The sequence below is a fragment of the Flagellimonas sp. S3867 genome (genome assembly GCF_014698935.1).
Taxonomy (GTDB): Bacteria; Bacteroidota; Bacteroidia; order Flavobacteriales; family Flavobacteriaceae; genus Flagellimonas.
In genome coordinates this window covers 223,955-246,791 of the sequence record NZ_JACVMN010000003.1, presented here as the reverse complement: position 1 = coordinate 246,791, position 22,837 = coordinate 223,955, and the positions used below count along the sequence as shown (strand labels likewise).

General features: G+C 41.0%; 14 protein-coding genes and 1 tRNA gene. 5 read left to right on the top strand and 10 right to left on the bottom strand.

Annotated features, from left to right (window positions below):
* Both IAG46_RS14515 and IAG46_RS14510 read right to left on the bottom strand, forming a co-directional pair.
* Nucleotides 1-3,123 (bottom strand): TAT-variant-translocated molybdopterin oxidoreductase, encoded by a 3,123-nt coding sequence (locus IAG46_RS14515; protein ID WP_190811111.1) that lies wholly within the window; start codon nucleotides 3,121-3,123, stop codon nucleotides 1-3.
* 32 nt (nucleotides 3,124-3,155) lie between these two features.
* The gene (locus tag IAG46_RS14510; protein WP_190811110.1) at nucleotides 3,156-4,490 is read right to left on the bottom strand and encodes a c-type cytochrome; all 1,335 of its coding nucleotides are present in this window, start codon (nucleotides 4,488-4,490) and stop codon (nucleotides 3,156-3,158) included.
* A 234-nt stretch (nucleotides 4,491-4,724) separates the two neighbouring features.
* On the opposite strand from IAG46_RS14510, the gene IAG46_RS14505 reads away from it, so the two are divergent.
* Nucleotides 4,725-5,090, top strand: a complete 366-nt coding sequence (locus IAG46_RS14505) for an SPOR domain-containing protein (protein WP_190811109.1) — start codon at nucleotides 4,725-4,727, stop codon at nucleotides 5,088-5,090.
* Between the two features lie 65 nt (nucleotides 5,091-5,155).
* On the opposite strand, the gene infB is transcribed toward IAG46_RS14505, so the two are convergent.
* From infB to IAG46_RS14480, 5 genes are all read right to left on the bottom strand, one after another.
* Nucleotides 5,156-7,876, bottom strand: coding sequence for a translation initiation factor IF-2 (infB, locus tag IAG46_RS14500; RefSeq protein ID WP_190811108.1), 2,721 nt, complete (start codon nucleotides 7,874-7,876; stop codon nucleotides 5,156-5,158).
* 42 nt (nucleotides 7,877-7,918) lie between these two features.
* On the bottom strand, nucleotides 7,919-9,151 hold the full coding sequence (gene nusA / locus IAG46_RS14495) for a transcription termination factor NusA (RefSeq protein WP_190811107.1): 1,233 nt from the start codon (nucleotides 9,149-9,151) through the stop codon (nucleotides 7,919-7,921).
* 13 nt (nucleotides 9,152-9,164) lie between these two features.
* A complete protein-coding gene (gene rimP, locus IAG46_RS14490) occupies nucleotides 9,165-9,626 on the bottom strand; it encodes a ribosome assembly cofactor RimP (protein WP_190811106.1) in 462 nt (153 codons plus the stop codon).
* A 261-nt stretch (nucleotides 9,627-9,887) separates the two neighbouring features.
* Nucleotides 9,888-11,474 (bottom strand): arylsulfatase, encoded by a 1,587-nt coding sequence (locus IAG46_RS14485; RefSeq protein ID WP_190811105.1) that lies wholly within the window; start codon nucleotides 11,472-11,474, stop codon nucleotides 9,888-9,890.
* A 93-nt stretch (nucleotides 11,475-11,567) separates the two neighbouring features.
* Nucleotides 11,568-11,639: transfer RNA gene (locus IAG46_RS14480), tRNA-Gln, on the bottom strand.
* A gap of 172 nt (nucleotides 11,640-11,811) precedes the next feature.
* Here IAG46_RS14480 and IAG46_RS14475 point away from each other — a divergent pair.
* Nucleotides 11,812-15,144 carry a DUF2723 domain-containing protein gene (locus IAG46_RS14475; protein WP_190811104.1) on the top strand — a complete coding sequence of 1,111 codons (3,333 nt, stop codon included), beginning with the start codon at nucleotides 11,812-11,814 and terminating at the stop codon, nucleotides 15,142-15,144.
* 23 nt (nucleotides 15,145-15,167) lie between these two features.
* Here IAG46_RS14475 and IAG46_RS14470 read toward each other — a convergent pair whose 3' ends face one another.
* From IAG46_RS14470 to IAG46_RS14460, 3 genes are all read right to left on the bottom strand, one after another.
* On the bottom strand, nucleotides 15,168-15,464 hold the full coding sequence (locus IAG46_RS14470; protein WP_190811103.1) for a co-chaperone YbbN: 297 nt from the start codon (nucleotides 15,462-15,464) through the stop codon (nucleotides 15,168-15,170).
* 91 nt (nucleotides 15,465-15,555) lie between these two features.
* Nucleotides 15,556-16,791 carry a metallophosphoesterase gene (locus IAG46_RS14465; RefSeq protein ID WP_190811102.1) on the bottom strand — a complete coding sequence of 412 codons (1,236 nt, stop codon included), beginning with the start codon at nucleotides 16,789-16,791 and terminating at the stop codon, nucleotides 15,556-15,558.
* A gap of 55 nt (nucleotides 16,792-16,846) precedes the next feature.
* Nucleotides 16,847-17,569 carry a copper homeostasis protein CutC gene (locus IAG46_RS14460; protein WP_190811101.1) on the bottom strand — a complete coding sequence of 241 codons (723 nt, stop codon included), beginning with the start codon at nucleotides 17,567-17,569 and terminating at the stop codon, nucleotides 16,847-16,849.
* 40 nt (nucleotides 17,570-17,609) lie between these two features.
* Between IAG46_RS14460 and IAG46_RS14455 the strand changes: the two genes are divergently transcribed.
* From IAG46_RS14455 to IAG46_RS14445, 3 genes are all read left to right on the top strand, one after another.
* Complete coding sequence (locus tag IAG46_RS14455; RefSeq protein WP_190811100.1) at nucleotides 17,610-18,602, top strand: isoaspartyl peptidase/L-asparaginase family protein; 993 nt, start codon at nucleotides 17,610-17,612, stop codon at nucleotides 18,600-18,602.
* Between the two features lie 190 nt (nucleotides 18,603-18,792).
* Complete coding sequence (gene polA / locus IAG46_RS14450) at nucleotides 18,793-21,627, top strand: DNA polymerase I (protein ID WP_190811099.1); 2,835 nt, start codon at nucleotides 18,793-18,795, stop codon at nucleotides 21,625-21,627.
* Between the two features lie 47 nt (nucleotides 21,628-21,674).
* On the top strand, nucleotides 21,675-22,796 hold the full coding sequence (locus tag IAG46_RS14445; protein ID WP_190811098.1) for an NAD-dependent epimerase/dehydratase family protein: 1,122 nt from the start codon (nucleotides 21,675-21,677) through the stop codon (nucleotides 22,794-22,796).
* The last annotated feature ends 41 nt before the right edge of the window (nucleotides 22,797-22,837 follow it).

Sequence of the window (22,837 nt, the reverse complement as noted above, 5' to 3'; positions counted from 1 at the left end):
TTAAGCCTCGTTGGTGTTTCTTACTTTAACATGGTAGAACACATTTGGTTTTGTGCCCACATGTTCTAACAAATGGTACATTCTATCATCTTCCTTCAACTCGGCAATCTTACTTTCTTTATCGTTGATATCTCCAAATATCATAGCTCCACTGCTACAAGCAGCTGAACATGCCGTCTGGAACTCACCATCTTTAACGGTTCGCCCTTCTCGCTTGGCATCTAAAATGGTTTTCTGCGTCATTTGGATACACATGGAGCATTTTTCCATAACCCCTCTAGATCGAACATTCACATCTGGATTAATGACCATTTTACCAAGGTCATTATTCATATTAAAGTCAAACTCATCATTATCAGAGTATAAAAACCAGTTGAACCTTCGTACTTTGTATGGGCAGTTGTTTGCACAATATCTTGTACCTACGCAACGGTTGTATGCCATTTGGTTTTGACCTTGTCTGCCATGTGAGGTAGCGGCTACAGGACAAACGGTTTCGCAAGGAGCATGGTTACAGTGCTGACACATTACGGGCTGAAAAGCAACCTGTGGGTTAGCTGCAGCATCTTCCATTTCTTGAAAGCCTCCTAAAGAACCATTGTCTCCCCAAAGACCATCCATTCCATCTTTCTTCTCATCGTCCTGCTCAAAGGTCTCTTCGGATGAATAATATCTATCGATACGCAACCAGTGCATGTCTCTGGATTTTCTAACCTCTTCCTTACCAACCACAGGAACGTTGTTCTCTGCGTGACAAGCAATTACACATGCACCACAACCGGTACAGGCATTCAAGTCGATTGATAAATTAAAGTGGTGCCCAATGGAACGATCAAATTCTTCCCAAAGATCAGCATCTGGTGAGGTCACCGGAATTTCCTGATGGTTCAAAGAAACTTGTGGCATATGGTTCCACTCATCATGATCCTTGGTATTGAATATCTCCAAGGTTGTTTCCTTGATGATATCACCACGTCCCATCAACGTATTATGCAACTGCACACATGCAAACTCGTGTTCTCCAGCAGTTTTTTCCATGCTCACCGACTGTACATCGGAAAAGTTATTATATAAGGTATAGGCATTTACACCGGTTGCCAATTCAGTCTTCATTCCGGCCTGTCTACCATATCCGAATGAAAGCCCTACGGTTCCGTTTGCCTGACCGGGCTGAATGATAACTGGAACATTTTCCAAAACAGTACCATTCACGGTAAGATTTACGTAGCTTCCATTCAATCCGCCATTGGCTACATTATAATTTTCCAGCTCCAATGCTTCAGCATCAGCCTTGGAAACGGTAACATAGTTATCCCAAGAAGCCCTTGATATTGGATCGGGGAATTCTTGTAACCAAGGGTTATTGGCCTGACGACCATCTCCCATACCTACTTTGGAGTACAATACCAATTCGGTTCCTTGGCTGGTAGCATTGATCAATGATCTTATTGAGGATGCAATCGGAACAATTTCAGACTGCTCTTCTTCTGTTTCAGCAGGAACAACAACTGGCTCCTCTGCAACCTCAGCACTTGCTGTAGCCGCAAAAACACCATCTTGTAAAGCTTTGTTCCAATCATCGCCTTGCAGAATCGCAGTATTCCAATTTTCTTTAATGTATTCATAGTAGGTTTTATCACTACCCATCCATGTTAACAGGGCTGTTTGAAATTGTCTAGTATCAAACAACTCGCGAATTGCAGGCTGCATTAAACTGTATTGTCCTTTTTTCAATTGCGCATCGCCCCAAGATTCCAAGTAATGGGAAGCGGCGGCTACATATCCAGCGGACTGGGCTGTTTCATCATTATTGAAAGCAAAGCTTACGGAAACATCCACCTTATCAAGACCAGCAACAAAATCAGCTGCATTTGGCAATGAGTACACGGGGTTGGCACCATCGATAATCAAAGCTCCTACACGACCGGCATTCATATCAGAAACCAGCTTGTTCACTTTGGCAATATCACCTTGACGAACATATTTAGGGCTTTCAACATCAAAGGCCGCACTACCCAATAATTTGTTTATTGCTAAAACTACAGTTTGTGCATTAATATCGTTGAGGCCGGTAACCACAACAGCTTTGTTTCCCGCTTTTTTGATTTGCGAAGCAATATTTTCAACCGCTTCATCTACATCGGAAGTTCCGCCACCTACATTAGTTCCATTAAGCTTGCCATATAATTTGGCCAAAGCTATTTTTTGCTGGGTAGGTGACATCGGGTAACGCTTATCTGCATTTGCCCCCGAAAGTGACATATTGGATTCTAATTGGATGTGCTTGGACATTTTTCCATTTTTTGGAACACGTCCTTTAGCATAACCACTATCATATCCACCACCTTGCCAATCTCCTAAGAAATCCGCTCCGAAGGAGATGATAACATCAGCTTTCTCAAAATCATAATCCGCCAAAGCTCTTTCTCCATAGGCGGCATTGAATGCATTCAGTGCTGCATCTTCCGAAATTGCATCGTATATTACATGGTTTACGTTATCACCAAACTCAGCTTTAAACTCAGCAATCAATTTATCTGTTGAAGGGCTTGCATAGGTTTGGGTTAACAAAACGATTTGTTTGCCAGAATTCTTGGAAGCCGTCAAGCCTCCTTTAATTCTGTTATCCAAATCTTTCCAATCCATAGGCTCCCCATTAGCCATCGGTCCTTGGACCCTTTTGCTATCATATAGTGTCAACACAGATGCTTGAACACGTGCATTGGCACTTCCGCCTATCTTGGCTTCGGTATTGTTCTCAATTTTGATTGGCCTGCCTTCTCTTGTCTTCACCAAAATGCTGGCGAAGTCAAATCCATCAGCTATTGTAGTTGCATAGTAGTTGGCAACTCCTGGTACTATGGTATCAGGTTGCACCACATATGGAATGGACTTATGGACAGGTCCCTCACATGCAGCCACGGTAGCGGCAGCAGTACTGAACCCAACATACTTTAGAAAATCCCTTCTATTGGTAGTTGAAGCAGATAGGTTTTCCTTATCTCCCAAAAACTCATCAACAGGGATTTCTTCCGAAAATTCGTTTTGTCTTAGCGTCTCAACAATGGAATCGTTCGGATTTAACTCCGCTTCGCTTTTCCAATATTTTTTGTTTGATGCCATACGATATATCTGAGATTATCTTCTTTTAATTCTTAATAGTGACATTTACCACATTCCAAACCACCCATCATGGCAGCGGTAAGCTGCTCTACACCATATTTTTTGGAAAGTTCTGCATGAATGGATTCGTAGTATTCATTGCCTTCCATTTTCACATTGGTTTCCCTGTGACAGTTGATACACCATCCCATGGTCAACGGGGCAAACTGCTCCATGACTTCCATTTCCTCAACAGGACCGTGACAGGTTTGGCATTCGATTCCAGCAACTGAAACGTGCTGCGAGTGATTGAAATATGCGAAATCTGGCAGGTTATGCACTCTTACCCATTCAACAGGTTGTGTTTCACCGGTGTATTCTTGTTCATCCTCATCCCATCCAACGGCTTTGTACAATTTCTTGATTTCACCCGTGTAGAATTCATTGGTATATCCATTTGCCAAATCTTCAGCACTAGGTCCTTCTGGATTTCCTTTGTACTCATATATAGATTTATGGCAGTTCATACACACATTCAATGCTGGTATGCCCGATGTTTTTGAAACTCTTGCTGAAGAGTGGCAGTATTTACATTCTATTTTGTTATCCCCAGCATGGATTTTATGTGAATAGTGAATTGGCTGTACCGGTGCGTAACCTTGATCAACACCTACTTGCATCATCCATCCGTAAGCAAAATAACCGCTTGCCAATAGCAAAAAGATTGCAGTGACCAAAACCAAAAATTGGTTTTGCGCAAAAGCTTTCCAAATTGGAACTCTTTTTTCAGCCTGTTCCTTCTCAACAGCCACACCGTTCGCTTCTGCAATTCGTCTTAAGGTCCTGTTCACCAAAATCAACATAATGACCAACAGACCAAAAACCAAGGCAAGTGCTCCTAGGATAATCTCGTTTGAAATACCGGAAGAATCTTCAGCAGAACCATCACCTCCGTCAGCTGTTACAACAACGGCAGGAGCAGGTGGAGGAGCGGCAGTATAGGCCAGGATATCATCCATATCTTGATTGGACAGCGTTGGAAATGCCGTCATGGCCGCTTGGTTGTACTCAGCATAAATCTTGTTGGCATATGCATCCCCAGATTTAATCATTCCCGGGCTATTCTTAATCCAAGTATAGAGCCATTCTTTGTCCAATCCTTCGTCCTCAGACAATCTTGCTTCAACATTTGCCAATGCAGGCCCGGTCATTTTTCGGTCCAACGAGTGACAAGCAGCGCAATTCTGATTAAAGAGCTGCTTTCCTTTGGCTACATCGCCACCAGAAGCTTCTGCAGCTTCTTCTTGCGCATAAAATGAAACGGAAAAAAATAGGAGGGATAAACCTAAAACTTTAGAAAATAGATGGCGGTATAAAACCTTTTTCATATTAACGAAATTTCTATCGAAATCTTTGGCACGGTTATTTCCATTGATATTGAGAACAATAGCTTTAAACGGCCCAAAATCGGACACAAAAGTACAACATAGCCACATTTTTTAAAATGTTAAGGTATTTATAATATATAATTTATAAGCGTTCTAAATAATATGCATTTCTCTTGTTTAATACTTAATAAATTACATTTGTACAAACGCAATTTAGAAAAGAGGTCAAAGATTATGAAAACCCTTGTATATATAGCCCTTTTTACTGGTTTTACGCTTCAGGTTTCCGCTCAGGAAGGGAACGTTACCATAGAACAGGACCCTCGTATCGATGAGCTGTTGAAATTATACACAGAGGTCAACTCCAAGTCTGATTTTTACCAAATTCAGGTAGGATTTGGAAGCTATCAGAAGGCTCAAAATTTAAAAACAAAAGTGGACATTGATTTTGCCGGTTGGTATTCTAAAATTGAATTTGAGTCGCCCACTTATCGTGTGCGATTGGGAAAATTCAAAACAAAACTTGAAGCGGAACGCAAATATCTTGAAGTACGAAAAAAATATCCCGAAGCTATTCTTCTAAAACCGGAAGGAAAGTAACGTTTGACAAACCTTACACAAAAAAAAGCCGCATAATGCGGCTTTTTTTTGTATTCAAATGAAGCTTACAGTTTTTTCTTGACCGCCACTTCCTGGAAGGCTTCTACAATATCACCTTCTTTAATGTCATTGTAGTTTTTGACCTGCAATCCACAGTCATATCCTTTGGCCACTTCTTTGACATCATCTTTAAATCGTTTAAGGGATGAAAGCTCGCCTGTAAATATGACCACTCCATCTCTGATCAAACGAATTTGAGAGTTTCTAAAGATTTTACCAGTGGTAACCATACAACCGGCAATGGTACCGATTTTTGAAATTTTGAAAGTTTCCCTGATTTCAGCATTACCTGTTATCTCTTCTTTCATTTCTGGAGACAACATTCCTTCCATCGCATCCTTAAGGTCATTGATGGCATCATAGATAATGGAGTACATTCTGATATCAATTTCCTCCTTATCAGCAACTGCTCTGGCATTACCCATTGGTCTCACATTAAATCCGATAATAATTGCATCGGAGGCACTAGCCAACAATACATCTGATTCGGTGATTGCGCCAACTCCTTTGTGTATGATATTGACCTGAATCTCATCGGTGGACAATTTCTGGAAAGAATCCGTTAATGCCTCAACAGATCCATCCACATCACCTTTAAGGATAATATTTAGTTCCTGGAAGTCGCCAAGCGCTATCCTTCTACCAATTTCATCCAGTGTGATATGACGCTGCGTTCTTACAGATTGCTCACGTTGCAATTGGGAACGCTTTGTAGCAATTTGTTTTGCTTCGCGTTCATCTTCCAACACATTGAACCTGTCACCTGCTTGTGGTGCTCCATCCAATCCTAAAATTGAAATTGGTGTTGCCGGTCCAGCTTTCTCGATATTATTCCCGCGTTCATCCTGCATGGCCTTTACTTTACCACTGCAAGTTCCTGCCAATACATAATCTCCTATCTCCAAAGTACCGGTTTGCACTAAAATCGTGGAAACATACCCTCGGCCTTTATCCAAAAATGCTTCTACCACGGTACCTGTTGCCAAACGGTCAGGGTTCGCTTTTAACTCCAAAAGCTCAGCTTCCAACAGCACTTTTTCCAAGAGTTCTTTAACACCTTCTCCTGTTTTAGCTGAAATGTCATGGGATTGTATTTTACCACCCCAATCTTCAACCAAAAGGTTCATTGCAGCAAGACCTTCTTTGATCTTATCAGGGTTTGCTGTTGGTTTATCAATTTTATTGATTGCAAAAACGATCGGTACGTTAGCGGCTTGCGCATGACTTATCGCTTCTTTGGTCTGTGGCATGATATCATCATCCGCCGCAACCACAATTATTGCAATATCAGTAACCTGGGCACCTCTTGCACGCATTGCGGTAAACGCTTCGTGACCCGGAGTATCCAAGAATGTTATTTTTTGTCCATCTTCCAAGGTAACCCCGTATGCCCCAATGTGCTGGGTGATACCTCCGCTTTCACCGGCAATCACATTTTCTTCCCTTACGTAATCCAGAAGAGATGTTTTACCGTGATCAACGTGACCCATTACAGTTACAATCGGCGCTCTAGGTTTTAAATCTTCCGGAGCATCAACTTCTTCTTCAATGGATTCCTCAATTTCGGCAGTCACAAACTCGACTTCATATCCGAATTCCTCGGTTACAATGGAAAGTGTTTCTGCATCCAATCTCTGGTTCAAGGTCACCATGATCCCCAAGGACATACATGCAGATATAATCTGTGTAGTGGTCACATCCATCATGGTTGCCACTTCATTAACGGTAACAAACTCCGTAACCTTTATGATTTTACTTTCCAGTTCTTGAAGTTCAAGATCCTTTTCTGTCTGCTGACGGTGTTGATCTCTTTTTTCCCTTCGGTATTTGGCACCTTTTCCTTTACTGGATTTCCCTTGAAGTTTTTCTAAGGTCTCCCTAACTTGTTTTTGTACTTCTTCTTCTGTAGGCTCAACCTTTGGAGCGGAACGTTGATTTCCTTTTCTACCTGGACCACTTCCTCCTCTCGGGCGGTTTCCACCTTGTTGGGGCGTATTTTTGCTTACAATACGCTTTCTGCGTTTCTTTCTATCGGCAGCACCAGCAGCACTCCCTGTAGATTTAGCAGGTTCTTCTTTCTTCTTCTTGGGCTTTTTGAATTGGGACAAGTCAATTTTATCACCGGTAATCTTAGGGCCACTAAGTTTTTTATATTGGGTTTGAATAGCCCCAGGCTCTTTGGCTGGCGCCTCTTCTTCTTTTTTGGACTCAACTGGCTTTTCAGGTTTTTTGGCCTCTACTTTTGGCTTTTCCTCAACCTTTGGTTGTTCCTTAGCTTTGGGTTGCTCTACTTCTTTTGACTCTTTAGCTTCTGCTTTGGGGGCTTCTGCTTTAGGAGCTTTTGCTTTGGGAGCTTCGGGCTTCTTATCCAAATCAATCTTACCCACGGTTTTTGGTCCAGAAAGCTCCGCTTTGGCCTTTATAACTTGCTCTGCGTTTCTTTTTTCCCTAGCAATACGACGTTCTTCTTGCTCTTGCTCTATTTGGATTCTAAGCGCTTCTTTTTCCTTTCTTTTTTCCTCACCAACTTCTTTGGAAGCTACTTTTTTGCTCTTATCCGTTTGAAATTCATCCAACAGTACTTGGTATACCTCATCGGTAATTTTTGTTGTAGGACGAGCCTCCACTTCATGCCCTACGGAAGTGAGATGTTCAACAGCCCTGTCCAATGAAATGTTCAATTCCCTTAGAACTTTGTTGAGTCGTATTGTTGGGTTTCCTGCCATAAATTGTTTTACTTGCCCTAAAATTCGCTGCTAATATATAGTTTAATCTTCAAATTCCTCCTTGAGAATACGTACTACTTCAAGAACAGTTTCTTCTTCTAAATCGGTTCTTTTGATAAGGTCCTTCGCATCTTGCTCCAATACACTTCGTGCTGTGTCAAGTCCAATCTTTTTGAACTCCTCTATCACCCACGCTTCTATTTCATCTGAGAATTCCGTCAATTCAACATCTTCCTCCACACCTTCACGGAACACATCAATCTCATAACCAGTTAATTGACCTGCCAAACGGATGTTGTGACCACCTCTTCCAATTGCTTTGGAAACTTCTTCAGGTTTTAGATACACCTGAGCCGTTTTCTTTTCATCGTTTAATTTAACCGACGATACTCTTGCCGGACTCAATGCTCTGGTGACCATCAACTGGGAATTGTTTGTCCAGTTGATCACATCAATATTTTCATTGCCCAATTCGCGGACAATTCCGTGGATTCGAGATCCTTTCATTCCCACACAAGCACCTACTGGGTCAATTCTATCGTCATAGGAATCTACGGCAACTTTTGCTTTTTCGCCAGGGATTCTCACTGCTTTTTTAATGGTAATCAATCCATCAAAAACCTCTGGAATTTCTTGGAAGAACAATTGCTCCAAGAAAATTGGCGATGTTCTGGACATGATAATCGCAGGTTTGTTGCCCTTTAGCTCAACACTTTCGATTACTCCCCTTACATTATCCCCTTTGCGGAAAAAGTCGGATGGAATCTGCTTTTCCTTCGGAAGGATAATTTCATTGCCTTCATCGTCCAACAAAATAATCGCCTTGTGACGAATATGATGCACTTCCGCAGTATAAATCTCACCTTCTAAATCCTTGAATTGTTTGTAGATGGTGGTGTTGTCATGCTCATGTATCTTAGAAATCAGGTTTTGACGAAGTGCCAAGATGGCTCTTCTACCCAAATCCATAAGTTTTACTTCTTCCGAAACATCCTCTCCTACTTCAAAATCAGGTTCAATTTTTCTTGCTTCGGATAATGAGATTTCTTCATTGGGCTCTTCCACTTCACCATCTTCGACCACAATCCGGTTTCTCCAAATCTCCAAATCGCCCTTATCAGGATTGATAATGATGTCAAAGTTTTCATCAGAACCAAACTTCTTCTTTAGTGCATTTCGGAATACATCTTCCAAAATTGCCATAAGGGTTACCCTATCTATAAACTTATCGTCCTTAAATTCCGAAAAGGATTCGATGAGCGCTAGGTTTTCCATTTTTGAATTACAATTAAAATTTTAATATCACTTTTGCTTCATGGATTTCAGAAAAGGGAATACTCCGTTTTTTCTGAACTGTAACTTTTCCTTTACCAACGGGTTTGGGCTCTCGAGCCTTCCACTCTAAGGTAATGCTGTCTTCCGAGGCTTGGGTCAGGTTTCCTTCCAATTCCTCTTCACCTGTCCTCACCTTTAATTTTCTGCCAATATTCTTTCTATACTGACGTGGCAATTCTAAAGGAGATGCAGCTCCGGCCGAGGTCACTTCCAAGGAAAAATCCTCTTCTTCCCTATCCAGGTTATGCTCTATGGCCCTACTTATGTTCATGCAATCTTGAAGATTGACCCCTTCATCGCCGTCTAAAACCACACGGATCGTATTATCGCCTACAATGGTAAAATCAATCAAGAACAACGATGGATGTTCCTCCAATGCCTTGTTCAATAATGATGTTACCTTTTCTTTCAACATTACAAATACTCTTTCAAAACAATTTAAAAAGATTCCTCCCTTCGGCGGAGTTAGTTCAACTTGTAACTTTTTGTTCGCCTAATAAGACTCCAAAAATTTAAGTTTTACTAATAAAAGAGGGGACTAGAAGTCCCCTCATGAATACTTTTATATCCGTTCAGTGGCGCAAAGATACAATAATTATGGAGTTTGCAAAATTGAAAATGGCTTTGCTCTGCTCAATATTTAAGCTCGAATCTTTTCATAAACTTCTTAAAACAATTAGTTCACATTATCCATCCACCACAGCTGCTTCCAAATTTCTTCTTCACCATCATTTCGTTGGGCAATTCCAGGGGTACTTCTCCCATCTTGAATATATTTAGTGAGCAGTTTTTTGAGCTCTTCTACTTTCCCGTTATTGGATGCTTGCAAATTATCCGATTCTGCAGGGTCGTCTTTTAAATTATATAGCTGTACTTTGGACAACCCTTCTAAAGCTTCCTTATTATTAGGTGTTGGGAAACTCCACCCACCAGAACCGGGACACATAATCAACTTCCAATCTCCTTTTCGAATAGCGAAGCTTCCATTTATGGAATGATGTACCGTAGCCTCCCTAAAATTACCTTCTACGGGCTCTTGCTTAAGCAAAGGCAAAAGATTATAACTGTCCTCCCCTTCATTATCTTTTAATCGGTAACCTGCAATCGCGGCACAAGTTGCCACAAAATCGGTAGTACATATAGTTTGAGCGTTTACGGAGCCTTTTTTTACTTTCTCAGGCCATTTTATTATATAGGGCACGCGATGTCCCCCTTCAAAGATATCGGCCTTATGACCTCTGTAAATATGACTTGGAAAATGCCCTTTTTCTGTCAATTCTTCAATTTTAGCTGCAGGGGAGCATCCATTGTCACTGGTAAAAACTATTATGGTATTATCTGCAACTCCGGCACTTTTTACAGTGGCATTCAATTTTCCCATATAATCATCGATCATCATCATAAAATCTGCATAAGGATTTAGACCACTTTTATCTTGCCATTCTGCTGTGGGTAAAATGGGAGTGTGCGGAGATGGCAACGCCAAATAAAGAAAAAATGGTTCTTCTTTATTGGCTTGTTCTTTCACGTACTTGATTCCTCTTCTAAAGAAATTTGGCGTCACATCATCATGAACAAAATCCTTGGAAGTTGGCCCTTTTCTCCACCAAGAATATTTACCTGTATTAACTGTGGTAGAATCAGGTATTTCTGTGGCCATGCCATTTTCTACATATACATAGGGAGCCATATCCAAAGAACCGCTATGACCGTAAGCGTAATCAAACCCCAAATCATTGGGTGTGTTTTTTACAGGCTTGGTGTAATCTATATTGGTAAACGTGGTATCCTGCCATCCTGTTGTGGGCTCCAAATCTGGATTTTTCAACGCCCAGTCCCAGCCTAAATGCCATTTGCCTATAAAAGCTGTGCTATATCCACTCTTTTTTAATATGGAAGCTACCGTAGTTCTGTTTTTTGGAATCAAAGCCTTGGAAGCTCCTATTAACACTCCTTCTTTAAGACTGCTTCGCCAATTATATCTACCGGTAAGAATTCCGTATCGCGTTGGTGTACAAACCGCCGAAGAGGTATGCGCATCGGTAAACATCATTCCCTCTTGTGCCAGCTGGTCTAAATGCGGAGTTTTTATTTTACTGTTACTGTTAAATGCTGATATATCGCCATAACCCAAATCATCTGCCAACACAAAAATGATATTCGGTTTTTGCTCGATAGACACTTCTTTGGCATTCTTTTCGGAGCAGCTCAAAACTGTAAGTACGAAAAAGGCAACTAGAATGGTTTTTGGATGGTTGTTCATAACGGCCATTTGGTTTAGCTATGAAATGTACCCAAATAATGGTAAACAAAAAATCCCGATTTCGTTTGAAATCGGGATTTTCATAAAATTGTGTTGGCCTACAAGGACTCGAACCTTGAACGACTGGACCAAAACCAGCTGTGTTACCAATTACACCATAGGCCAGTACCACATTTGAGGGTGCAAATTTAAAACAAACTTTTGTATGGGCAAATAATTTGATAAGATTCCAAGCTTATTTTTTTTGCAACTACCGTTGTTAAAGGTTTTCCAAAATTCATCAGTCGTCTCTACTATATTTACTAAATTCGCCCCAACTTGGTAAACACCACCTTTTATGTTTGCAAAAGACTTCAAAAAATGGGATTCCATACTAGGATGGGTCTCTTTTACCATTGCATTTGTAGTTTATGCCCTTACCGTGGAACCCACTGGAAGTTTTTGGGATGCTGGTGAATATATCACCACTTCTTCCAAATTACAAGTAGGTCACCCACCGGGAGCCCCACTTTTGCAAATGATAGGTGCCTTCTTTGCAATGTTTGCTTTTAGTGATGTTACCAAAATCGCATTGATGGTCAACGCCGTCTCCGTCGTTTCAAGTGCTTTTGCCGTGTTGTTCACTTTTTGGACCATTACCAACTTGACACGAAAAATGATTTCAAAAAAGAAATCGATTTCCAACAGCAAGGCAATTGCCATTCTGGGCAGCGGTCTTGTGGGTGCTTTGACATTCACTTTTTCCGATAGTTTTTGGTTCAATGCGGTAGAAACAGAGGTCTATGCCATGGCCAGCTTGATCATGGCCCTTTTGCTTTGGATGGGACTGAAGTGGGTAGACAACCTTGATGACCCCAGGGGTAGCAGATGGCTATTGCTCATTTGTTTTGTTATCGGCCTTACTTTCGGAATACAATTTATGGGCTTTTTGGCCATTCCATCCATCGGACTTTTATATTATTTCAAAACATACAAAACCACCACCATAAAGAACTTTTTACTAGCCAATATTGTTGTGGTTACGCTATTGATGCTGGTTTATAAATTCTCTTTGACTTACGTACTAAAACTATTTGGTTGGGGTGAGGTCTTTTTCATAAACAGTATTGGACTGCCCTTTAATTCGGGAACCATAATTATAGGACTCCTTTTTATAAGTGCTTTTTATTTTGCGCTCCGTTACACCAGAAAAAACGGTTTCTATTCAGGAAACATCATTGTCCTATGTTTGATGTTTCTGTTGCTCGGTTTTTCGTCATGGTTAATGCTGCCCATTCGTGCCAACGCCAAGACCGTGGTCAATGAAAATGACCCATCAGATGCCCGTTCGCTACTGGCCTATTATAACAGGGAGCAGTATCCCGGGGTTGAAAGTCCTTTTTATGGCGCCTATTTTTCAGACACTTTTGCTCCAGCCGGTGAAGACAAAGATGACCGACCAAAATATGAGAAAGATGAAAAATCGGGTAAATATGTGATTGTTAACAATTACAAAAACGCCATCCAAGGACCACATGAAAAACATGTAGGCGTTCTCCCAAGACTTTGGAGTGATCAACATGCGGAGAACTACATGCGCTATTTTGGGGTGTTGGAGTTTAAGATCAAATCAGAATATATTTCCAACAACGATCTTAGAGAAGCAGTTGCCCAATTTAAAAATGCATATGCCCAACGGGAGCTTGATGCCGAACAGTACATTCGGTTTTTACGGGAATTTGGAGAATATATAGAAGTAGAGCCTCCCACTTTGTGGCAAAACATTGAATACATGTTCCAATTTCAATTTGGATATATGTACATGCGCTATTTTATGTGGAATTTTGCTGGGCGCCAAAACGATATTCAAGGAAGATACGATGAAAACGGACATTGGCTCAGTGGTATCGGTTTTATAGACAGCCTGAGATTGGGAAGCCAAAAAAATCTGCCTAGCGATTGGGAGAACAATAAAGGTCGCAACACCTATTTCTTTTTGCCTTTGCTTTTGGGAATTATTGGCATTGTGTTCCAGATTTCCAAAAATCCTAAACACTTTTGGGTGCTCTTTGTATTTTTTATGTTCACCGGATTGGCAATTCAATTCTATACCAATCCCTATATTTTTCAACCAAGGGAGAGGGATTATTCACTTGTGGGGTCCTTCTACATCTTTTGTATCTGGATAGGAATTGGAGTTTATGGCCTTTTTGACGAGTTCCGGAAACTTTTATCCGCCAAAATAGTTGCACCAGCAATTACGATTATTTGTCTACTTGCGGTCCCCTTATTAATGGCCTTTCAAAACTGGGACGACCATGATCGTTCTGGAAGATATACCGCTAATTCAACAGCGAAAGCATATTTAAATTCATGTGAAGAAGATGCTGGCGCCATTCTGTTTACCATTGGTGACAATGACACTTTTCCTTTGTGGTATGTACAAGAAATCGAAAACCATCGTACCGATGTTCGCGTAGTGAACACAAGCCTCTTTGCCACAGATTGGTATATTGATCAAATGAAACGTAGGGCATATGAAAGTGACCCTATACCATCACAATTGACCCATGACAAATATCGATACGGATCACGCGACGCGGTCTACTACCAAGGCATAACAGAGAATAGATGGAGCATTAAAGATTTTGTGAATTGGATTGGAAGTGATAAACCGCAAACCAAATACAAATATCTTTTGGAGAAGCAAGGCGCGGATGTTAGTGAAGTTCCAGAAGGCACCTTAAACATTATTTACTATCCCACAAATAAAATCAGGATTCCAGTAAACAAAAAGAATGTTTTGGAAAGTGGATTGGTCAAAGAAAAAGATTCAGCCCTTATAGTTGATTATATAGATATTGACCTCCCTAAAAGTGCACTTCCAAAGAACAGGATCCTAATGTTGGACCTTATCGCCAATAACGATTGGGAAAGACCTATTTACTTTTCTGGTGGAAGTTTTGATAAGGCAGAATACATTTGGATGAAGGATTATCTGCAATTGGATGGATTGGTCTATAAATTGGTTCCCATTAAAACCGAAAATCAGAGTTCTTTTGAAATGGGTCGTATTGATAGTGATTTGATGTACGATATTGTTAAGAAATGGGATTGGGGAAATTCTTCAAACAAAGATATTTACCACGACCCCCAAACACGTTCACAAGGATTGTCATTCAGAAGTAATTTGGCTCGACTGACCGAAACCCTGATAGCTGAAAACAAAATTGACAAGGCAAAGGATATTACTGATACTGCCATGACCAATATGCCTGTGGAGCAATACGGTTTTTATGCCTTTGTAGAACCCTTTGTTGATAGCTATTACAAAGTAGGTGAAACTGAAAAAGCTAGGGCACTTTACGAAAAGTTGAAAAAGGTATATCAAGAACGTTTAGAGTACTATTCACAAATTCCCTTGGATGAACAGTATGACAAAATCGATGATATTTTAGCCGATATGCAAGCGTATAGAAGGAATATTGACATCTTGATTGAAAATCAGGATAGGGATTTGGCCGAATCAGAAACAATAATCTTTAATGAGTACATTGACAAATTCTCGCAATTTGTAGGAGATGATGAAGATGCGTTTGAAGAACCTGCCTTACCAGACCCCGATCTAGAAGATTCCATTCCATTGGATACTATCCAATCGGTACAGGATTCTGCACGATTCGAAGAATAAGTTGAAATTCAAAGAATATCGACCTAGGTGTATTCATTTAGAATACCAATAAGTGTATTGGCATCCTGTTCGCCACTTTGTCGCCAGACCATCTCCCCTTTTTTGTAGATCATCAAGGTAGGTAACCCCTTGATACGGAGTGCTTGGGAAAGCTCTTTGTTTTTGTCGACATCAATTTTGATCACTTTTCCCTTGTCACCTAGTGCCGCAGCGACATCGCGCAACACGGGGTGCATAGAAGTGGATTGATCGTTCCATTCTGCATAAAAGTCCAGCAACACTGGCACTTTTACATCAATAAGTTCACCAAATTTAGACATGTATACTTACTCGGTTTACCAACCAAAAGTAAGAAAATTTGTTAAAATTTAAATCAGACACTCGTTTAACCTTGGAAGAAGTGCGTTAAATTCAGGTTAAACCTTTCTTTTTTAGCGTAATCACAGTGATTTCAGGCCAAATCCCCACACGACCCGGATAACCAATAAAACCAAATCCACGGTTCACATTGATAAACTGACCCAATTCTTCATACACTCCGGCCCAATATTTATAACGCCATTTAACCGGACTCCATTTTACCCATCCTGGAATCTCTACCCCGAACTGCATCCCGTGGGTATGTCCGCTCAAGGTAAGTTGGAAGTGATAATCATCTTGGATAACCACATCTTCCCAATGGGAAGGATCATGGCTCATTAATATTTTAAAGTCATCTTTGGAGATTCCAGCTTTTGCCTTTTCAAGGTCACCGGCCTTTTTAAATCCTCCTCTACCCCAATTTTCAACACCTAACAATGCTATTTTTTGGCCGTCTTTTTCCAAATAACGGTGGGTATCGAGCAACAGATCAAAGCCCATTTCTTGTTGAAGGTTCTTAAGATTTTCCAGATTTTGGGCCTTAGCTTCATCCGAAGGCCACGAAGTGTAATCCCCATAATCGTGATTGCCCAAAATGGAAAACTTACCATCTTTGGCCTCCAAGGTCGAAAATAAATCTGCCCATGGTTCCATTTCCGAAGTCTTGTCATTTACCATATCACCCGTAAACAGAATCACATCGCTTTGCTGTTCATTGATCAAATCAACTCCATAGGCCACTTTTTTTCGATTGTCAAAACTACCACTGTGCACATCAGATATCTGTGTAATCTTGTATCCATCGAAAGCTTCCGGCAAATCGTCAAATTCCAGTTGATATTTTAGTACTTTGTAATTGTACTTGCCCTTGTACATTCCATAGAGCAGCGCTCCAAATGGCAGAGCGGCAATTCCCAGAGCCATTCCGCTGATGAATTTTCGACGGGAAGGAAAAAATTGGGTTTCGTTTTCCGAAAGACCTGCTATTTTATTGTATCCGAACACAAACAGTCGGCCAATATCCTCAAGCAATAGAAATACACCAAACACCAATCCCAATAACAAAAAGGCAAAGAAAATACCGCCGGCATGGGCTATTTGTCCTCTTACTCCATCACCAGGGATATAGTTGAGTACCCGGATGATAAAATTGGCCAGAGCAGCTAAAAACAACACCCCGTACCCCCAATGTAGCCACACATTTTTAAAAAGCAACTTAAAGCCTTGAAACCCATAAATGGCCGAAACAATATAGATGATTGATAAAATGATTAGAAATCTGGTCATTCAAATCTTTTTTGCAAAGATATTTCTTTAGTTCTGGAACTGAATTATTTAGCGATTATTTAACGCTACGTACAATTTGACGAACCTTGTCCAAATTTGTTACAGCTACCTGATCTTCTTGTAAGTGTACATCCGAATTCATCGAGATTTTATCCGAAATGTGCACTTCGTTGCCGAATGATGTTCCAGATAGATGGATGGTACGCAATCCGCCTGTTTTAAACTTTTCGCAATTATCAAGTTGCACACCTCCACCTGCCATTACAACTGTGCTTTGCGAAATACCGTTTAATTCTTGAAGTAAGTTCAATCCCTTTTCGGCCAACGTTTCCTGACCAGAAGTCAAAATATAATCCACATCCAAAATTTCCAGTTGTTGCAATGTTTTCTTTGGGTCTGTAACCCAATCAAATGCCCTATGGAAAGTAAACTTAAGCGGCCTAGTGGCTTCAATCAACAACTTGGTCCGTTCCATATCCAGGTTGCAATCGTCTTGAAGGATTCCAGAGACGATTCCATCCACACCTACTTGCTTACAAAAAGCAACATTCCTGAGCATTACTTCAAACTCTAAATCGGAATAGGTAAAATGACCACTTCGCGGTCTTATCAAAACATGGATTGGAATTTTGAGTCGATTTCTCACCATCTCAATCAGTCCATGAGAAGGGGTTATTCCACCAACTCCCAACTCGCTGCAAAGTTCAATACGGTCAGCTCCAGCCTCTTGGGCAATTAGGGCAGATTCCAACGAGTTGGCACAAACTTCTACAAGCATATTGCTATCTTTAGCAGGACTAAAATTAAACATCCAAATCATGCAAAGACGCAAATTTCTAAAAAAATCGGGGCTTACTACAGCTGGACTTATGTCAGCACCTGTTTTGGCCTCGTGCAAGACGGAAAACAAGCCTGAAAATACTCCAGCAACTATTTCGGTTACAAAACCGATTGCCATTTGTACCTGGAATTTTGTGAATGCCACCGCCAAAGCATGGGAAGTCCTCGAAAATGATGGAAATGCGCTCGACGCGGTTGAACAAGGAGTTATGGTAGAAGAGGCGGATGTCAACAACGAAACTGTAGGCAAAGGTGGACGACCCGACCGAGATGGCAATGTTACTTTAGATGCCTGTATTATGGACAAAGACGGTAACTGCGGTTCTGTGGTGTACATACAGAACATTGAACATCCTGTTTCCGTGGCAAGAAAAGTGATGGAAGAAACGCCGCATATCATTCTTGCAGGTAAGGGAGCCGAGCAGTTTGCTTATGAACAGGGGTTCAAAAAAGAAGATTTGTTGACGGAAAGTACCCGAAAACAATATGAAGAATGGAAGAAAACTTCCAAATATGAGACCACCATCAACATAGAAAATCATGACACTATTGGGATGCTGGCCATAGACAAAAATGGTGATATAGCAGGTGCATGTACCACTAGCGGAATGGCCTATAAAGTTGCAGGACGCGTAGGCGATTCTCCGATTATTGGAGCTGGCCTTTATGTGGACAACGAAGTTGGTGGCGCAACCGCAACAGGTGTGGGTGAAGAAGTCATTCGCACTGTGGGCAGTTTTTTAATTGTGGAATTGATGCGACAAGGAAAAAGTCCGCAAGAAGCTTGTGAAGAAGGTGTAAAACGAATCATGAAAAAGAATGAAGGTCGTAAGGATTTCCAAATTGGTTTTTTGGCCGTCAACAAAAAAGGCGAAACTGGAGGATACTGTGTGCATCCTGGATTTACGTATCGGGAATATTCGGAAAATGGACATGAGAATAGACAAGTGCAAAGTTTTTATACGGGTTAGACATTAGTATTGAGACGTGAGTATTGAGACTGTACTTTTGATCAAATTGCACTTCTAGAAGCGAGGCGTTCTAGTTTCTCCATACCAACATCTCACATCTCAATACCAATTTCTTATCTCTTTTTTCTACTTTTAAAGACTGTACAACAAAAAGTCCGTACTTCTAACTTTACATTACTAATTTTTGACCATGTCTGACCAAAAACGACTTTTTCTTCTTGATGCCTACGCTCTAATATTTAGAGGATATTATGCCTTAATCAAAAACCCGAGAATTAATTCCAAAGGAATGGACACCTCGGCCATTATGGGGTTTGTAAATTCTCTTTTTGATGTGATCAAACGCGAAAAACCAGACCACTTGGCCGTGTGTTTTGATAAAGGGGGCAGTGTGGAGCGTACCGAACTTTTTGAAGATTACAAGGCCAATAGAGACGAAACCCCAGATGCCATCAAAATAGCCGTACCCTACATTCAAAATATTCTAAAGGCCATGCAAATTCCTGTAGTGGAATTGGCCGGATATGAAGCTGATGACATTATAGGCACCTTGGCCAAACAGGCCGAAAAAGAAGATTATAAGGTATTCATGGTCACTCCTGATAAGGATTTTGGCCAATTGGTATCTGAAAATATTTTCATGTATCGTCCAGCACGAATGGGAAATGGTATCGAAATTTGGGGAATCCCCGAAATACAAAAACGCTTTGGTGTAGAACGTCCGGAGCAGGTCATCGATTACCTTGGGATGATGGGAGATGCGAGTGACAACATACCAGGTCTTCCAGGGGTTGGCGACAAGACCGCCAAAAAATTCTTGGCCGATTTCGGCGATATGGAAGGACTTTTGGCCAACACGGAACAGCTGAAAGGGAAAATGAAGGAGAAAGTGGAACAAAATGCTGAATTGGGTCGACTTTCACGAAAATTGGCAGAAATCAAAATCGATTGTGACGTTACTTTCAATGCGGACGATTATGAAATGTCGGAGCCAGATGGCACAAAAGTGCAGCAGATTTTTGAAGAGCTTGAATTTAGACGGCTAAAAGACCAGTTTATCAAAATCTTCTCTGAGGAAACTCCTGAACCAGAAACCACTTCGGCAACCCCAAAACCGACGGAAAAACCGCAGGCCGCAGGCAGCGGACAGTTTAGCCTGTTTGGCGGGAGTCCAGCAGATGCCCCGGCCACCATTAAAGATTCAAGCAGTAGAAATACAGTTTCGGATGTCCAGCATGTATACCAGAGCATCCAACCTGGCCTTGGACTAAAGCTTTTCATCAAAAAACTGATGCAACAGCCCTCGGTTTGTTTTGATACAGAAACCACTTCCATAAATCCATTGGAAGCTGAGCTTGTTGGTATTGCTTTTAGCTGGGAAGCCAAAAAGGGATTTTATGTACCTATTCCAGAAGAAAAGGAAGCTGTCATGGAAATTTTGGAACAGCTTCGTCCTTTCTTTGAATCCACAGCCATTGAAAAAGTAGGTCAAAACTTGAAGTACGACATCAAAGTGATGAAAAATTACGGAGTCGAGGTAAAAGGAAAGCTTTTCGACACCATGTTGGCACATTACCTCATCAATCCAGATATGCGTCATAATATGGACGTATTGGCCGAAACTTATTTGAATTACACCCCTGTCTCCATTACCGAGCTTATTGGTAAAAAAGGCAAAAATCAATTGAGCATGCGCCAGGTTCCTTTAGAAAAGCAAACCGAATATGCTTCCGAAGATGCAGATATTACCCTACAATTGGCCCAACATTTTAGACCGGAGCTTGCAGCAGCCAAAACCGATGAGCTCTTTCAAAATATTGAGGTTCCCCTACTCCGAGTGCTTGCCGATATGGAAACCGAAGGCATAAATCTTAATCAGGATTTCCTAAACTCCCTTTCCGAAGATTTGAACAATGACATCAAAAATCTGGAACAAAAAATATATGAGGCTGCCGGTCAAGAATTCAATATTGCTTCACCAAAACAGTTGGGCGAAATTTTATTTGATAAATTAAAGTTGGTAGACAAGCCCAAAAAGACAAAAACGGGACAATATTCCACCGCAGAGGATGTGCTTTCTTATTTGGCCAAAGACCATGAGATTATTCAAAATGTATTGGATTTTCGAGGGCTCAGCAAACTAAAAAGCACCTACGTGGACGCTTTACCCAATGAAGTACAGCAACATAGTGGTAGGGTTCATACGGATTATATGCAAACTGTTGCGGCCACTGGTCGATTGAGTAGTAACAATCCGAATCTGCAAAATATTCCCATAAGAACCGAACGCGGGCGTCAAGTGCGAAAGGCTTTCATACCTAGAGATGAAAACTATGTTTTGCTAGCTGCGGATTATTCCCAAATTGAGCTTCGCATCATAGCCGCATTAAGCGAGGAGGACACCATGATAGAGGCTTTTAAAAATGGAGAGGACATTCACGCCTCTACTGCCTCCAAGGTTTTTAATGTACCCCTTGAAGAAGTAACCCGTGAACAACGTGGAAATGCCAAGACCGTGAATTTTGGAATCATTTATGGGGTTTCGGCCTTTGGATTGAGCAACCAGACTGATTTGAGTCGTTCCGAAGCCAAAGAACTCATTGAAACTTATTACAAAACCTATCCCAAATTGCGAAATTATATGGGGGAGCAGGTCGACTTTGCTCGCGATAATGGGTATGTACAAACGGTTTTGGGTCGAAGAAGATATCTAAAGGATATCAATGCTGGTAATCAAGTCGTACGTGGAGCAGCAGAACGTAATGCCGTAAACGCACCTATTCAAGGTAGTGCGGCAGATATCATTAAAATTGCCATGATCAATATCCATAAAAAACTTTCCGAAGGTGGATATAAGACCAAAATGTTGTTACAAGTTCATGATGAATTGGTGTTCGACGCCTACAAACCTGAATTGGAAAAAGTAAAAGAGCTCATCAAATCCGAAATGGAAAATGCTTATAAACTAACCGTGCCTTTAGACGTGGAAGTGGGTATTGGCGATAATTGGTTGGAGGCGCATTAAAAAATTAATAACACTATATGTTTTAATTCATTTTAGGTATCAAAAGAATGGAAAGACGAGAATTTTTGCATGTTACTAGTGTTGCATCGATGGCATTGGGCCTTGCATCGTTATCATCCTGTCTAAATCCCGATAAAAACCAGAGAATCTTAATCCTTGGAGGCACAAACTATCTAGGGCCTGCAATAGTAGATCGCGCCCTTGCCATGGGGCATGAGATTACTTTGTTCAACAGGGGAATCACTAATCCTGACCTATATCCAAATCTAGAAAAATTAAGAGGCAATAGAACCATTGAAGAGGAAAATTTAAGTGCCCTTGAAGGTGATCGCATTTGGGATATTGTAATAGATACTTGGACGGCAGACCCTAGAATGATCAGTAGATCAGCCGAGCTGCTAAAGAACCGTGTAAAAAAATATATTTTTGTTTCTTCTATTGCTGTTTATAAAGATAAAACAGTTGTTGGCATTACCGAAACATCACCTCTTCACGAGGTAACGGAATTCATACCAGGAATGTCCTATTATCAATCTAAGGTGCTTTGTGAGGCCGCAGTCGAAGCCGCTTTCCCTAAAAATCATGTAATTGTCCGTCCACCGGGAATATTTGGAAAACGAGATGAAAGTTGGTCGCTAGTCTATTGGCTATGGCGGATTAGAGCCGGAGGCCCAGTTCTTGCCCCAGGAGATGGAACCGATTTTGTCCAATGGATTGATGTAAGGGATGTTGCCCATTTTATTTTACATGCTCTGGAAACCAACCAAAATGGGATCTACAACACAATAGGGCCAATGAAAGAGCCTATGGTTTTCAAGGAATTCCTAGAACGTATTAATGCCCATTTTGGGAATCGAGCAAATTTGGTTTGGGTAGACAATGAGTTCATAGCTGAACACAAGCTTAGGCCTATCGTCGATATTCCTATTTGGGAGCCAAAGTCTAGGAGGGCGGGAAGACATACAATGAGTTCAGAAAAAGCCATACAAGCTGGAATGTCATTCACACCTGTTGAACAAACCTTTGATAGCGCGCTCAAATGGTACGATAATGTAAAATCCTCTTCAACTGATCCGGGCATTGATAAAAGTAGGCCCTTTAATGGAATAACAAGGGCCAGGGAACTGGAGCTTCTGGAAGCTTGGAAAGCCAAAAACCGAGATATTTAGACATTAATTTACAAGTTTCAAATTCCAAGGTGCAACAACCT